Raw genomic sequence first — 14,589 nt, 5'->3', positions numbered from 1 at the left:
CGCCGGCAGGGGGGCGTCCGCCTGCGCAGGCAGCCGTGTCAGATTGCCGCGTCTGCCGTGCCCCAGGGGCCCTTTGGCAGCTCCGCCTGCTTCTCGGCGACCCGGTGCTTGAGATCGATGCGGTCGCGCGAGGAAATGCCGAGCAGATCGGCAGCACGCCAGACCACATTGTCCTCGAACTCGCTAACCTGGCCGTCGGCATAGACCAGCTCCCACATCATCTCGACGATGCGCAGCCGTCCCTCCTCATTCACCGAGCGCATGATCACACTGGTAAAGTGATAGAGATCCACGGCCTCGCCCTCAACGCGCATGGCGGAGGCGATCAACTTGTCGGCGGTGCCGGGATCGAGCTGGAAACGGCTCTCGATCAGGCTGTGCAGCTTGCGCGTCTCGGCCGGCGTTGGCTCACCATCCAGCGAGACGACATGCACCAATAGCGCGGTCGCCGCCAGGCGGTAGTCGCCGTCATCGAAGGCGCGGTCAGCCTGGGCATCGGGGGAGACGATATCGGCAATGAATTGGCGGAGTCCGTCGAGCATCGCTCTCTCTGTGGGATGAAGCCTGGAGGCTTTGATTGAGCATCTGTCCGGAACCGCTACGCACTTTTCCGGACCATGCGCTGTTGAAATCTATATGGCGTGGAAACAGAACCGGCGCAATCCGCGCGGGTTCCCGCTGCGGCATTACGTTTCAGCAAGCATTACGTGTCGGCAATGTGAATTTGAGTCATTCCGGGGCACGCGAAGCGAGAACCCTCAGGTGCGCAATTGCGCACCGAGAATCTCGAGATTCCGGGTTCGATGCTGTCGCATCGCCCCGGAATGACAGCGCACCGGACTACGGTATCTCGTACACCACGAGCTTGTCGGCAATGCCGCGCAGCGCCGCTTCCTTCTGGATCGGCTTGATCGCCGCGCGATCGAGGATGCCCGCGACCTCCGCTGCTTCCATCACCGGCTGAGTCAAATGGATTTCCTGTGACGTCGACAGGCTCTGCACCCGTGCGGCGATATTTACGGTCTGGCCGAAATAATCCTGCCGTTCGTTCAGCGTCACCGCGAGGCACGGCCCCTCATGGATGCCGATCTTCACGATCAGATCTTCCTTGCCGCGCTCGGTGTTGAGCTGCTTCATCGCAGCCCGCATCCGCAGGCCCGCCGACAATGCGTGCTCGGGCCGGATGAAGGTCGCCATCACGGCATCGCCGATCGTCTTCACGACTGCGCCGTGTTCGGAGGCGATGATCTCGAGCAGCGCGTGGAAATGCGCGCGCACCAGGTCGAACGCAGCGAGATCGCCGACCCGCTCATAGAGCGCGGTCGATCCTTTGAGATCAGTGAACAGGAAGGTCAGCGCGGTGATCTTCAGCCGCTGGTCGACAGTGAGATTGTCGGCCTTGAACACGTCGCGGAAGGTCTGGTTCGACAGCATCCGCTTCGCAGTGAGGATCGGCTTGCGCTTGCCGAGCAATTTGTGCAGCGGATCGCCCGCGATCCACACCGACGGCAGCACGCGAACGTCGGCGTGATTCTCCAGCGAGAGCCGCAGGGGCCCCGGCCGCATCGTCGAGGTGCCGGTCGGCGCATGAGACTTGTTGAACGCGATCGAGAACTGCTGGCGCTCGGTAGTCGGCTCGCCCTCGACAGCAAAGAAGTGCGCCGAATGCGTCACCGGCTCGAACACGATGACGAACTGATTGGGCAGATTGAGCGACAGGATCGCCTTTTCGCCGGGCGGCAGCTCGAGCCCCTCCAGCGTCACCTCGTTGATCAGGGTCGACACCGCGCTCTCGTCGAACTCGATCCCGGAACTCCAGAACATCTGCCGGAAATATTCCCAGATCGGCAGCGTGTTCGGCTCGTGCGCGGCGATGTGACGGACCCGCGGGCTGACGGTGAAGGCAACCTCGACCAGCTCGTCGACGGAGGCCTCGTAGCCGGCTGCGCACAGCGCGCAATTGTAGTCGTCATGGCGCAGCGACTTCAGCGTGGTGTGGGCGTCGAGCACGCCGCCACACCCCGGACACAGCACGTTCCAGCTCATGTCGAACAGGCCGAGCCGCGAAGCATGCAGGAAGCCGGAGATCACCTTCTCCTGGTCGAGCCCGGTACGGCGCGAGAAATCCAGAACGTTGATACGATTGAGCTCGCGGTCATGGCCGTCCGCGATCAGCTGCTGCATGGCATCGACGACGGCCGGATCGGTCGTCTGCCTGAGGACTGCGAAGTGGGCTTGCGTATCGCTCATGGTGAGCCCCTAGAGGATGATCCGGAAAAGCGTGTAGCGGTTTTCCGCAGAGATCATGCTCAAAACACAGAGATAGAGCGGGATGACGATTCGACGAAGAGTTATCCCGCTTTAGATGAGCATTGCGACACCGTCGCGCAAGGTCAGCGCGGCTTGATCGTGAACACCGGCGAGCGGTTCGGCTGTGTCGTCACCACGCCGATCGGAAGCACCGGATCCTTGTCCGCCAGCGCGACGCGGAACGTGCCGATGATCCGCGCAAGCGCAAGCGTCGCCTCGACCAGCGCGAAATGCGCGCCGATACAGACCCGCGCGCCGACCCCGAACGGCAGATAGGCGAAGCGATCGGGCGGCGTCTGTGTCATGAAACGCTGCGGCACGAACGCGTTAGGATCGCGCCACAACTTTTCGTGCCGGTGCAGCAGCCACGGCGCGATCAGGATTACGTCATGCTCCCTGACCGGACGGCCCGCGATGCTATCGGGACCGGCAGCCGCACGCGCGATCAGGAACGCCGGCGGATAAAGCCGCATGGTTTCATCGATCACGGCGCGGGTGAATTTCAGCCGCTCGATGTCGAGCGCGCCTAATGTCGACACGCTCCTGACTTCTGCTGCCAATTGTTCCTGGGTGTCGGGATCGAGCGCCAGCAGATAGAGCGCCCAGAACAGCGCGGTCGCGGTCGTCTCATGGCCGGCCAGGATCATGGTCGCGACCTGGTCACCGAGCTGGGCGTCGGTGAAGGCCGCGCCGGTTTCAGGATCGCGCGCGGCGCCCATCAGGTCGAACAGGTCGCGGGCCGGCGCGTTGTCATCCTTGCCGGCAGCGCGACGCTCGGCCATCAGCTGGCCGACAAACGCGGTCCAGCGCTTGCGAAATCGGGCGCGCCGGAAATCCTGCAGGGTCGGCCAGCTCAAGGGCAGCACCAGGTCGAGCATATGCGGCCGCGCCAGCGTGTCGCCGTACTCCATCACGAAGTCACGCAGCGCGGCGCCGTGGCGATCCATGCCGAACGAGAACATGGTGCGGCCGGCGATCTCCAGCGTCATGCGCTGCATGACCTCGCGCAGATCGACTGGGCCGCCGCTCGCGGCCTTCAGCTTGGCGATGGTCTCGTCGACCGCCGCGATCATGTACGGCACCAGTGTCGTCACCGCGCGCGGCGTGAACGCCGGCGCCAGCGTACGCCGCTGATGCTTCCACGCACGGCCCTCGGCGATCAGCAGTCCCTCGCCCAGCATCGGGCGCAGCACGCGAAGGCCGGCCGGCGTGCGGGTGTAGTTCTCGTAATTGTCGACCAGCACGTGGCGGATCGCATCCGGCGTGTTGAGGATGAAGCTCGAGTGGTTGAGGAAGCGGCCCTGGACGATGTCGTCCTCATAGGCGCGCTGGCCCCAGGTCTCGATCGGCGAGTTGCGCATCACCCGCATCCGCTCGAACGCACCCATGTCGTCGGGGGCCCGCGGCGGCGCCGGCGGGACCAGGGGACGCCGCGTGACCGTGATGTCGTAGACTTCGGCTATGCTCATGGTCCTCGCTTCCTGCCTCACGCAACGGCCGATCCGGCCATGCGATCCCGGCGCCATGAAGGCGCGCGGACCCTGCACCAGACCTAATAAGTCAGCTCGGCGACTGCAATCCGATTCTCCGACGCCGGCCAGGCCCGCGCCACGATGCGTTCCCCGTTGAAGATCGCGGCCACCGGACGGCCGACATCGGCCGCGGCGAGCCGCAACGTCGTCACGGCATCCGTCGGCACGCCGGATTTGACATCGGCCGGTTCCTTGCCGTCGAACAGCACGATATCGCGCGGTAGCCCGAAATAGCCGCGCGGCCGCGACATCAGCACGATGGCGCCCGCACTGGCATCGGCAGGCAGCAGCGGTCGTGCCGCGCGCAGATGCACGATCTCGGAGGAGCGCGGAAACGGCGAGCGATAGATATGCGTCGTCAGTGCACCCGGCGAGGTCAGCACGAATTCGAGCGGCCAGGACGGATCGACCTGCGCTGGTCCCCAACGGCCGTCGGCGCCGGTCTGCGAACTGTGCAGCGGACCACTGAGGCGCTCGCCGGTTTCCGCCGACACGCGATAGATGTCGACCGTGGCACCCGGCACCGGCCGGTTGGTCGGCACGCCGCCGGGCGTGCCCGTGACGAGGCCGCTCAGCCTCACCGCCGCCTCCGGCACGATCTCGATCCGCGACGGCTCGTGCCCCGCGATGAATTTGTAGATCTCGCGAAAGGCGCGCGGATGATACGCGGTCTCGCGATGATCCACGGCACCAAGCACCAGATTGGTCGCGCCTTTCAACGCCGGACCTTCGGCCGTGACGTTGGTCGGCGTGCCCGGCTTGCCGATGAAGCGGCCGTCGGCTTGGGCATATTTGTCGAGGCCATCGCTGCGCAAGGTCAGGAATGCGGTGCCAGCAGTCACTTCGCTGTCGCCGTCGTTCAGCCCGCGCAGGAACGGACCGCGCCCGTTGAACTCGTTGCCGAGCCCGTCGTCCGAGGCATACACACCGTGATTGGGCGTGCCGCACAGCACCGCGTGGCTGATGTCGCCGCCGCCGCCATTCTTGATGGTGTTGCGGATCGCATTGCCGCCGCGCGAATTTCCGACCAGCGCGATGCGGGCGGCGCCGCTCTTCTGCTTCAGCTCCCTGACCGCCTCGGCGAGCTCGCGGCGCTGGTCCTCGGTCGAGGAGCGGCCCGCCTGCTCGACCTTGTCGTCGGTGCGCGCCAAGGGATCGGTGAAATTGATCACGGCCATGCGCTCACGCGGCACGCCGTTCGATTCCATCCGCCAGAGCGTCGTCAACCAGAGCGCGGCGTGATCGCCATTGCCATGCACGAACAGGATCGGCGGGATGTCGCCGGCAGGCGCCGGCTGCGCCAGGACCGACTGAGCGAGGACCGACTGAGCCAGGGCCGGGACGGCAAGACGGCCCGCCAGCAGGGACAGCGCGCCGGCTCCTTGCAAAATACTCCGCCGCGACAGCGCCATTTGTCCCCTTCCCCAACCCTTTCAGGGCTTTAGCTGTGTCCTACACCCGCCAAGGATACCGTAATCTCTGGACAGGACACGCATTTGGCGGGCATCAGTTGATGCAGCCGGAATCATTCAACAAGCCATAGCAGGCCAACCGGAACCGGATATGACCGCACCGCCTGATCGACCCGACAGTATCACTGCGCCGTTGCGGCACTCAATCTTCAGGCGAATCTGGCTCGCCAGCCTGCTCTCCAACCTCGGCATCCTGATCCAGGGCGTCGGCGCCGCCTGGGCGATGACCCAGATGACCGCGGAGGCCGACAAGGTCGCGCTGGTGCAGACCGCGCTGATGCTGCCGGTGATGCTGATCGCGATGCCGGCCGGCGCCATCGCCGACATGCATGACCGCCGCATCGTGGCACTGGTGTCGCTGGCGATCGCACTCTCCGGCGCCACCACGTTGACGGTGCTGGCCTGGCTCAGTCTGGTGACGCCGAACATCCTGCTTGCGCTGTGCTTCGTCGTCGGCAGCGGCATGGCGCTGTTCGGCCCGGCCTGGCAATCCTCGGTCAGCGAGCAGGTGCCGTCGGAGACGCTGCCCGCCGCGGTCGCGTTGAACGGCATCAGCTACAACATCGCGCGCAGCTTCGGCCCGGCGATCGGCGGCATCGTGGTCGCGTCCGCAGGCGCCGTGGCGGCATTCGCCGCCAATGCCGTGCTGTATCTGCCGCTGCTGACCGTGCTGTTCCTGTGGAATCGCGTCAGCGAGCCGTCGCGGCTGCCGCGCGAGCGGCTGAACCGCGCCATCGTCTCCGGCGTGCGCTACATCACCAATTCGCCGTCGATCAGAATCGTGCTGACCCGCACCATGGTGACCGGCATCATCGGCGGCTCGGTCTCGGCGCTGATGCCGCTGGTGGCGCGTGACCTGCTGCATGGCGGCGCGCAGACCTACGGCATCATGCTCGGCGCCTTCGGCATGGGCGCGGTGATCGGCGCGCTCAACATCAGCGAGATTCGCAGCCGGCTCAGCGGCGAAGCCGCGGTGCGCACCTGCGCGCTGCTGATGGGCGTCGCGATCGCCATCGTCGCCGTGAGCAGGCAGCCGGTGCTCACCGCCGCCGCGCTGGTGGTTGCCGGCGCGGTGTGGATGCTTGCGATCGCGCTGTTCAATATCGGCGTGCAGCTGTCGGCGCCGCGCTGGGTCGCAGGCCGTTCGCTGGCGGCCTTCCAGGCCTCGATCGCCGGCGGCATTGCGATCGGAAGCTGGTGCTGGGGCCGCATCACGGACCTCGGCGGCGTCGAGATGGCGCTGTTGATCTCCGCCGGGCTGATGCTGTTGTCGCCGGTGCTCGGCATCTGGCTCAGGATGCCGCCGGTCGGCGCGCGCAACGAGGACGCCACCGATACGCTGGCCGATCCCGAGGTGCGGCTGCAACTGACCGGGCGCAGCGGCCCGCTGGTGGTCGAGATCGAGTACCGGGTGGCGCAGGACAATGCCCGCGCCTTCCACAATGTGATGCAGGACGTGCAGCTGAGCCGCCAGCGCAACGGCGCCTATGGCTGGTCGATCGCACGCGACATCGCCGATCCCGAATTGTGGACCGAGCGCTATCATTGCCCGACCTGGCTCGATTTCCTGCGCCAGCGCAACCGCGCCACCCAGATCGAGCGCGAGCTGCACCAGAAGGCGGCCGACTTCCACATCGGCGCCGACCCGATCCGGGTGCGCCGGATGCTGGAGCGCCCGTTCGGCTCGGTGCGCTGGAAGGACGAGACCCCGGACCGCGCCGCCAAGGAAGTGATCCCGGTGGTCGCGACGGCGGCGGGCAGCAGCACGTAGTCTCAGTCGTCATTCCGGGGCATGCGAAGCATGAACCCCAGATGCGCAATTGCGCATCGGGGAATCTCGGGGTTCCGGGTCTGCGCTTGCGCGCATCCCGGAACGACGGTGATCGGAGCTACTGCCCGTTGTCGATGAGCGTCTGCTGGCAGGCCTTGCTGAGGCGGCTGCGATGCTCCTTCAGGCAGGCCAGCACGACCTGATCGCCCTCGCTGAGATGGGCGCGGCAGAACCGCGAGGCGTCGCGCGAGCAGGCATCACGCCCCTGCTGCTGTGCCGAGGCGGCCGACGTCAACAGAACCAGTGGAACGACGGCGAATAGAAATCGGGTCATCTTCAATGCCTCTAAGGAATGCAACGCCGGTTCTATAGCGTTTCAGGGCCGCGAAGAAGCTTGAAACCGAGGGCGAAGCGGCAGGTTCCGCCCCGGGATGACCATCCGGAGACGGCCTGCGTCTCGTCGCCGCAGGTCTGCCCCGTCAGATGCCGCGCAAGATCACTCCGCGGCGGCCCTGCGCTGGGCGGCGAGATCGCGATCCAGCACCACGCGGCAGCCGCTGCTCAGCTGGGAGCGATTCTTGACCATGCAGGCCGTGATCCTGGGGATGTTCGGGATCTCCGCGCTGCACAGGCGGAACGCGTCGCCCGAGCACATCTGCTGCGCCTCGGCGCTGAACGCAAAGCTCGCGGTCGACGACAGCACGGAAAAACTGGCCGCAAAAGCCAGCGCGACGCCGACGCTGCGAACTGCACGCTCTAGAACCTGACTTTTGAAGACGGTGGTCATGATCGGCTCCCATCGGCGCCGCAAATGGCGGGGCCCGTTGTTCGATGGGTTCGATCCTGCACGGGAGCGAGCTGACCAACTGTGATGGTCATCACGCACGCGTAAGCCGCACTTTTTCTTGTCCTTCCGGCGCCGTGTTGGGATCGCGTTAAGACCTTGTTGGCATTAATCGCTCGTTACGGGTGTGGCGTATCCTTAAGTTCCGAGAGAGTGTAGCGATGCGTAGTGCGTTGGGCCTGATGCTGGCCAGTGTTGTAGCGGCGATCGTGATCGCCGGTGTGTGGTTCTGGACCTCCTCCCCGCGTGCCGACGCGGCTCCTCCGCAGACAACTGCCGCAGCCAAGGCCGATGCGCTTCCTGCGGCAGCGGCAAAGCAGGCTACCAGGGACGATGTCGAGACGACCGCCGCGCTGTCGAAGCGCGCCGATGCCACCCAGGCGGCAGCCCCGGCCGCTGCCCCCGCCCCGGCGCCGGCCCCGGTTGCCGCCGCACCCAGATGCGCCAATCCCGATGCGCTCGGCATCAGCCGCACCGTCGTGGTCGACACCACTGGCGGCCCGGGTTTCGGCTTCCTGCAGTACAAGCAATATGACTTCCTGACCGACCATGAGGTCGTGCTGACCTTCGACGACGGTCCGTGGCCGACCACGCCGGCCGTGCTCAAAGCCCTGGCGGACGAGTGCACCAAGGCGGTGTTCTTCCCGATCGGCCTGCACACCACCTATCACCCGGACATCCTCCGCCAGGTCGCCGCCGCCGGCCACACCATCGGCGCCCACACCTGGTCGCATGCGCATCTGGCGAGCAAGAAGCTCACCGAGCAGCAGGCCAAGGACGAGATCGAGAAAGGCTTTAGCGCGGTGAAGCTGGCGCTGGGTAGCAACCCCGCCCCGTTCTTCCGCTTCCCGGCGCTGGCGCACACCCCGGCAACCACAGCCTATCTCGGCACCCGTAACATCGCGATGTTCTCGGTCGACGTCGACTCCAACGACTTCAAATCGAAGAGCTCCGACGAAGTCATCAACAACGTGATGACCAAGCTCGACAAGGAGCACAAGGGCATCATCCTGATGCATGACTTGCAGAAGCACACCGCGCAGGCGCTGCCGACGCTGCTGCGCAAACTGAAGGCGGGCGGCTACAAGGTGGTCTGGATGAAGGCCAAGACCCAGATCGAGACGCTGCCCGAATACGACGCGATGATGGCGAAGACCGAGAAGCCGATCGCAACGGGCCGGCCAATCGGCAACGTCGTGCAGACGATCGCCGACTAGCACAACCCACGCATTGAATACGCCAAACGCAAAGCGCCCCTGGATCCGATCCGGGGGCGTTTTCGCTTTCTGATCGCAGCCACCTTCTGCCTATGCGCCTTCGAGCGTGGCGCCATCGCGTCCGGTAGCTGCGGGTCCCACCAAAATATCGAAAACAACCCCATGCAAAGTAGCTGGCGGGTGCCGGCGCTCGACAAGGCAATTTGACCCGTTGGGCAAAGACGGGGATGCCCGGGCGGTTTTGCTTGAAGACGCGCCCTCGCGCGCTTGCCCGGGCATGACGAAATTGAACTGGTGGCTACCAGTAAATCCCGTGGCGATGCAGCTCGCCGATGATGCGGCCCTCGGTCCAGCGCCGTGCGTGGCGGCGGTGGCCCGACCTGTGCGAGGGCGCCCGCTGCTCGCCTGCCGGTCTGGTGTCGGGCGCCGCCTGCGGCTGGACGTTGGCCTGCTGCAGTGGCGCCTGCTGCACTGTGGGTTGGGCCTGCGGAGTGGGAGCCGGCGTCGCGACAGGCGCGGCGCGCTCGACATATTTTGGCGCTTCCGGCGGCTTCGGTGGCGGCTCGACAGCGGCAGCATTGACCGAATTCGACGCGGCGACCGGCAGCGACCCTGCCCCGCCCAACGACAGGCTTCGTTCACCGGCCTGCGCGCAAGCGGAAGCCAAAACCATCGCCGTGATCAGGATGAGTTTGCGCATTGTTGTTCTCCCGTTGGTGGCCGGAAAACTAGCCAGGTCGTCCAGACGACTGTGTGAGCTGCTTCACGCAGCCATCGCGTGCCGCATTCATCTCCCTGTGATCATCAGCCGCAGCTGCGCCCCACCTCGGCGGCGCCCTGGACAGGGCATCACCGCGGTCCCCGCCTTGCAGCAGTCTTGATCTGGATCAACGGCGGCTTGCCGATGGATCGCTCAATAGGATTGCAGTTTCCGTTCGGACCCAATGATCTCTTCGTGGTCCGCGTCGCGGGCAACGGCCTCGGAATAGAGGTGCTTGGAAGCCTCAAATACGCAGTCGAGAACCTTGGCGGCAGCCTCAAACTCATCGTCGTACTCGGCCACAGCGGGTGCGGCGCGCTTACGACAGCCGTCGATGTATTCCTGAATCCGCGTGAATACTTGCCGCTCGCGACCAAGCGTTCGCTCCGCAGCATTCTCGACGGTGCGTTGGTCGTGGTCCAGACTTCCGAGAGAAAGCTGGTCGCCGCGTTCGGGCCAAGTGTCGTGCACCGCCCTGGGTATCGAAAAGCCCTGATTGAGACGTCGATTGTCACCAACGCCGCGCTGGCGGCCTACTCGATCCAGGAAGAACTGAGGACCAACGGCTACACCGGGATCGAAGCGGCATACGGCGCCTATCTTCTGGAGAGCCGCACGATATGGGCTCCGCGTTCCGGTGATGCCGACGGGATCGGTCTGGCGGCGGCACCTCAAGATATTGCAGCGTTCGTGGATCTCGGCGACGCCATCGCGCAATCGCGGCGCATTGAATCGCTTGTCAACGCGAAAGAGTGATCGGAGGCGTCTTCCATCACGCCAGCAGGACAGTACTGCCAACGGGTCGGTGGTCCAGTCGGATTGTTGGAACCTGGTCCTGTCGGCGGGCCCGTATCACTGTACGATGATGCGCCTTGAGACACGGTCTCGGCGCAACATCATTTGCCGTGCACGCCGGCGTCTACAGCACGAGCTTGTGTGTTGCGCCGCGGATGGTGACCCGGGAATAGATCCGTCGGTTTGGCCCTCTCCTTCGCACGATGCCTGAACTCTGGAGAACTCGGTGAGTGCACTAGAACAAGGTCGCGCACGGCCCGGCGACGATGGCTTGGCGAATGCGGTCGCCGAAAGGCTCCGTTCAACGATCCCGGTCGCCGGCGCGATCGCCTATCCGTTCCTGCTCGATGGATTTCATCTCGCGGTCTCGCCCGCTAACGGTCCGATATCGTTTGGGCGGCTGGCGCTGGCGGCACTCCTTCTGCTGGCTGCAACGGCCGCGCCCTTGCTGGGTCTCGCCTGCGCCTATTGGATGACCAAGCCAGCACCTTCCTCGTTCGAGCTGCGCGCCCGGCGGCTCGCCTATCTCAGCATCGGTGCGCCGCCACTGTTCGTGTTGACCGGCGTCGGTCTTGGACTGCTGCATATCCATGTCAGCGACGAGCTCGTCTGGGTCGCGGGCTGGCTCGCCGCGTGTCTCTATGTGCTGCTCGGCGGCGAGCAAGAGCGGCCGGCAGTATCAGCCGCGACTGCTCCGTCCATTGCCGGATGGCGTGTCACGCATGGCATCGCCGCGGCGGTCATCCTTCTCTATGTCGCGTTTCACCTCACCAATCATCTGCTCGGCCTGCTTGGACCCGAGGTTCATGCCGCCGTGATGAAGATGGGCCGCACGGTCTATCGATCGTCCGTGGTCGAGCCGGTGCTTGTCGCTTTGATGCTGTTCCAGGTCGTCGTCGGGGTACGGCTCGCCTGGCGCTGGAGCTCACGGCCGGCGGATGCATTCCGCGTGTTTCAGATCGGCTCCGGCGTCTACCTCGCGGCGTTCATCGTCACCCATCTGAATTCCGCGTTCGTCTCGGCGCGGGCCGTGCACCACATCGACACCAATTGGGACTGGGCGTCGGGCGCACCGACCGGCCTGATCCACGACGCCTGGAGCATCCGCCTGGTGCCGCACTACGCACTCGGCGTGTTCTTCGTCCTCGCGCATCTCGCATCGGGACTGCGCGGCGTCCTGATCGCGCATGGTGTGGCCACGGCGGTTGCCAACCGTATCTGGGCAACCGGGCTCGCGGCCGGCGCGCTGGTCGCGATCGCGATCATGAGCGGACTGTGCGGGGCGCGGATCTAGGCGGCGCAAATCGTTCGATAGGCGGCCAGTTGAAGCGCGACGACGCGCTGCGCGGAATGACATTTCTCAAACCACAGACGCGCGGCATCGCCGCAGCCGTTGCCGTCCAGCGGATCAGCAAGAACCTCGAGAATCCGGGCCGCGCACGACTCGATGCTGTCGGCGACCAGGCAAGGCGGCGTCGCTCCAAAGAACTCCGCTGATTGGGTTTCATCAAGATTGGTTATAACGCGGCGTCCGAGCGCCATTGCCTCAAAGGTAACGCCGCCGATTGCGGGTATCCTGAACTGATCGACGACGACGTCGCTCGAGCAGTACCGCTGTCGAAGCTCCGCCTTGTTCAACGACGGTATCCACGAAACCATATCTTCGATTCGAAGTTCCTGAATGAGTTCCTTGCTTCGGTAAACGTCAACGCCCCACTCGACCAGGATGATGCGAAAATCGCGATCCGCTTGCGCAACCTGCGCTGCCGCCCTCAAGAAAAGATCGTTGCCTTTCTGCATCGAAACAGGTGCTGCGTGCCAGTGATGTCGCGTCGGGCTAAAGAATGTGGTGACCTTGGGGTCCCGCTTCGGAATCTTGAGGCCTGCTCGAAAGCTTGAAATCTTTTCATCGTCGAAGGCATGCGGAAGATAAACGGTCCGCTCTCTATTCAACTTCAGCCGTGCCACAGACGGCAGCACGTCCGAGTTGGTCACGAAGGAGAAAGCCGCATTCTTGTACGACGCCGAACAAAGAATGCCATTATAGGTTTTCTCAAAAGGCAGTTCGCGCAACGTGCCATGCTCGTAACATGTGTAATTCTTGAGTCCGTTGATGAACGGAATGAACCCGTCGATCGAATAACCCTGAATGATGTCATAGTGCTCCAATACGTCGGCGAATTCATTGGCAATGGTGGATGCGAAGGCTTCAACCAAGACCAAGGCTTCTGCCGGATAGTCCGTGAACTGTCGCAGCAGGTCACCAAGACGTGCCGCACGTTGCGAGGCGTTTCGATCCTCGCCCTTGCCGTATTTTTCGAAATAGCGAAACTCCGGGCGGTCGACGATGGCCGGTTGGATCACCACGGCAATGCCTGATGAACCGACGTCAGCGGCCGCGCTGTTGCTTGCGGCCGGCGTCGCGGTGACGGGATCCGGCATCGTGAAGGCATCAGCTGGGAACTCGAAGCCAAAGCGCGGCAGGCCGCGGCTGCGTCTCTGACTTCGCCAGAATGCGACCGCTACACTCGACCCGTCGACAACGCCGGTTTCCGCCTCACGCTGCAAATGAACAAACACATACTTCGTTAGCAGCGAACGGTAGATTGATACGAGGCGGCCTGGCCCTTTGGGATTTGGTGACCGCAAATCGCGAAACGTCCCATCTTCATCGCTCTCGCTTGCAGCCGACGTCGCGGCGTCGGGATTCGGCACCGTAAAGACACCAACAGGAAACTCGAAGCCAAAACGCGGCAAGCCGCGGCTGCGTCTCTGGCTTCGCCAGATTGCGACCGCCAAGCTCGGCCCGGCGACAACGCCGGTTTCCGCCTCACGCTGCAAATGAACAAATACGTACTTCGTTAGCAGGGAACGATAGATTGATACGAGGCGGCTTGGCCCCTTGGCACTTGATGACCGCGAGCCGCGGAACGTCCGATATTCCTTACCTTTGCTTGCAGCCGGCGGCGCGGTGTCAGGATTCGGCATCGTGAAGACATCGGCTGGAAACTCGAAGCCAAAGCGCGGCAAGCCGCGGCTGCGTCTCTGGCTTCGCCAAATTGCGACCGCCAGACTCGCCCCGTCGACGACGCCGGTTTCCGCCTCACGCCGCAAATGAACAAACACGTACTTCGCCAGCAAGGAGCGATAGGTTGATACGAAGCGGCCTGGTCCTTCGGAATCTGGATATTCGTTGGCAGAAGATCGGCTTTGCACAGGCTGCGGATCAGGCGAGGCCGGCTCTGACGAGGCCGACGAAATCGGGAAGAGTGTAGGCTCAGGCTCTATGGTCGCCCCTGGCAGGACGCTGGTCGGTTGATCGAGCGGCTGCGGAATTGCCTTGCTTGCCTGGAAGTCCTGAAACTCACGCGCAATTGAAATTGTGTCTGCCAGATGCTCCGGCATCGGTGGACGGACCCGGCTCTCTGCGGCGGCGATGCCATCAAGCATCTCCCAATATCTTGCCTGCAGCAGCGTCCAGAAAAATGCGGCTGCTCCGCCGTCGCCGGCGTTCTTTGCACGAAGGTACGAGAGGCAATCGAGAACGGGGCCTTGCACAAACCAATCCGGTCGCCGCCAACCGCCCAACTCGGTCGCCCACCAATCCGGGAACATGTTGTCGATGTTGCTGTCGAAGCTTGCGGCCTCCCATTCCGGGCAACCCATGACGTGATAGTAGTTATAGCAAATGACATCCGCTTCGATTCCGAAGCGCCGCTGAATCAAGGCATTATTGTAGGCGTTGTTCGCGATATTGCCGATATGCAGGACGCGCAGCGGGCGATTATGGGCGCGTTGGAACTCCCTCAGGAAGGCAAGCTGTAGTTGAAATTCGCTATCGCGATTCTTCGGTCCCAACGTCACTCCCCGGCAACGTATTTTGGTTAT

The 14,589-nt window shown here is 64.0% G+C and carries 12 protein-coding genes; 4 read left to right on the top strand and 8 right to left on the bottom strand.

Going from position 1 to position 14,589, the window contains the following annotated elements; all coding sequences use genetic code 11:
- Positions 1–38: 38 nt before the first annotated feature.
- From AAFG07_RS00470 to AAFG07_RS00455, 4 genes are all read right to left on the bottom strand, one after another.
- Complete coding sequence (locus AAFG07_RS00470; RefSeq protein WP_092121262.1) at positions 39–542, bottom strand: TerB family tellurite resistance protein; 504 nt, start codon at positions 540–542, stop codon at positions 39–41.
- Between the two features lie 298 nt (positions 543–840).
- Positions 841–2,250: an adenylate/guanylate cyclase domain-containing protein gene (locus AAFG07_RS00465; protein WP_342725530.1), complete on the bottom strand. Its 1,410-nt coding sequence runs from the start codon at positions 2,248–2,250 to the stop codon at positions 841–843.
- A gap of 143 nt (positions 2,251–2,393) precedes the next feature.
- On the bottom strand, positions 2,394–3,779 hold the full coding sequence (locus AAFG07_RS00460; protein WP_342725529.1) for a cytochrome P450: 1,386 nt from the start codon (positions 3,777–3,779) through the stop codon (positions 2,394–2,396).
- A gap of 83 nt (positions 3,780–3,862) precedes the next feature.
- Positions 3,863–5,254, bottom strand: a complete 1,392-nt coding sequence (locus AAFG07_RS00455; protein WP_342725528.1) for a hydrolase — start codon at positions 5,252–5,254, stop codon at positions 3,863–3,865.
- A gap of 151 nt (positions 5,255–5,405) precedes the next feature.
- Here AAFG07_RS00455 and AAFG07_RS00450 point away from each other — a divergent pair, with 151 nt between their 5' ends.
- A complete protein-coding gene (locus AAFG07_RS00450; protein WP_342725527.1) occupies positions 5,406–7,085 on the top strand; it encodes an MFS transporter in 1,680 nt (559 codons plus the stop codon).
- Positions 7,086–7,203: 118 nt separating this feature from the next.
- Here the strand turns inward: AAFG07_RS00450 and AAFG07_RS00445 are convergent, their stop codons facing one another.
- Both AAFG07_RS00445 and AAFG07_RS00440 read right to left on the bottom strand, forming a co-directional pair.
- Positions 7,204–7,419: a cysteine rich repeat-containing protein gene (locus AAFG07_RS00445; protein WP_092126426.1), complete on the bottom strand. Its 216-nt coding sequence runs from the start codon at positions 7,417–7,419 to the stop codon at positions 7,204–7,206.
- Positions 7,420–7,581: 162 nt separating this feature from the next.
- Positions 7,582–7,872: a hypothetical protein gene (locus AAFG07_RS00440; protein WP_342725526.1), complete on the bottom strand. Its 291-nt coding sequence runs from the start codon at positions 7,870–7,872 to the stop codon at positions 7,582–7,584.
- Positions 7,873–8,090: 218 nt separating this feature from the next.
- Between AAFG07_RS00440 and AAFG07_RS00435 the strand changes: the two genes are divergently transcribed.
- Complete coding sequence (locus tag AAFG07_RS00435; protein WP_342725525.1) at positions 8,091–9,146, top strand: polysaccharide deacetylase family protein; 1,056 nt, start codon at positions 8,091–8,093, stop codon at positions 9,144–9,146.
- 298 nt (positions 9,147–9,444) lie between these two features.
- On the opposite strand, the gene AAFG07_RS00430 is transcribed toward AAFG07_RS00435, so the two are convergent.
- Positions 9,445–9,846 carry a hypothetical protein gene (locus tag AAFG07_RS00430; RefSeq protein ID WP_342725524.1) on the bottom strand — a complete coding sequence of 134 codons (402 nt, stop codon included), beginning with the start codon at positions 9,844–9,846 and terminating at the stop codon, positions 9,445–9,447.
- 177 nt (positions 9,847–10,023) lie between these two features.
- On the opposite strand from AAFG07_RS00430, the gene AAFG07_RS00425 reads away from it, so the two are divergent.
- Positions 10,024–10,662, top strand: a complete 639-nt coding sequence (locus tag AAFG07_RS00425; RefSeq protein WP_342725523.1) for a carbonic anhydrase — start codon at positions 10,024–10,026, stop codon at positions 10,660–10,662.
- A 265-nt stretch (positions 10,663–10,927) separates the two neighbouring features.
- Entirely contained in the window at positions 10,928–11,995 is a 1,068-nt protein-coding gene (locus AAFG07_RS00420) for a hypothetical protein (RefSeq protein WP_342725522.1), read from the top strand.
- On the opposite strand, the gene AAFG07_RS00415 is transcribed toward AAFG07_RS00420, so the two are convergent.
- Complete coding sequence (locus AAFG07_RS00415) at positions 11,992–14,559, bottom strand: glycosyltransferase (protein ID WP_342725521.1); 2,568 nt, start codon at positions 14,557–14,559, stop codon at positions 11,992–11,994. The genes AAFG07_RS00420 and AAFG07_RS00415 overlap by 4 nt on opposite strands.
- Positions 14,560–14,589 lie beyond the last annotated feature (30 nt).

Origin of the sequence: Bradyrhizobium sp. B097, assembly GCF_038957035.1 — a bacterium.
Lineage (GTDB): Bacteria > Pseudomonadota > Alphaproteobacteria > Rhizobiales > Xanthobacteraceae > Bradyrhizobium.
The sequence above is the reverse complement of the archived record's forward strand: the minus strand, read 5'-3'. Positions and strand labels throughout refer to the sequence as shown.

Bases quoted from the DNA above. Each gene is read 5' to 3' on its own strand.
- AAFG07_RS00470 (WP_092121262.1), bottom strand. From the start codon at position 542: ATGCTCGACGGACTCCGCCAATTCATTGCCGATATCGTCTCCCCCGAT.
- AAFG07_RS00465 (WP_342725530.1), bottom strand. From the start codon at position 2,250: ATGAGCGATACGCAAGCCCACTTCGCAGTCCTCAGGCAGACGACCGAT.
- AAFG07_RS00460 (WP_342725529.1), bottom strand. From the start codon at position 3,779: ATGAGCATAGCCGAAGTCTACGACATCACGGTCACGCGGCGTCCCCTG.
- AAFG07_RS00455 (WP_342725528.1), bottom strand. From the start codon at position 5,254: ATGGCGCTGTCGCGGCGGAGTATTTTGCAAGGAGCCGGCGCGCTGTCC.
- AAFG07_RS00450 (WP_342725527.1), top strand. From the start codon at position 5,406: ATGACCGCACCGCCTGATCGACCCGACAGTATCACTGCGCCGTTGCGG.
- AAFG07_RS00445 (WP_092126426.1), bottom strand. From the start codon at position 7,419: ATGACCCGATTTCTATTCGCCGTCGTTCCACTGGTTCTGTTGACGTCG.
- AAFG07_RS00440 (WP_342725526.1), bottom strand. From the start codon at position 7,872: ATGACCACCGTCTTCAAAAGTCAGGTTCTAGAGCGTGCAGTTCGCAGC.
- AAFG07_RS00435 (WP_342725525.1), top strand. From the start codon at position 8,091: ATGCGTAGTGCGTTGGGCCTGATGCTGGCCAGTGTTGTAGCGGCGATC.
- AAFG07_RS00430 (WP_342725524.1), bottom strand. From the start codon at position 9,846: ATGCGCAAACTCATCCTGATCACGGCGATGGTTTTGGCTTCCGCTTGC.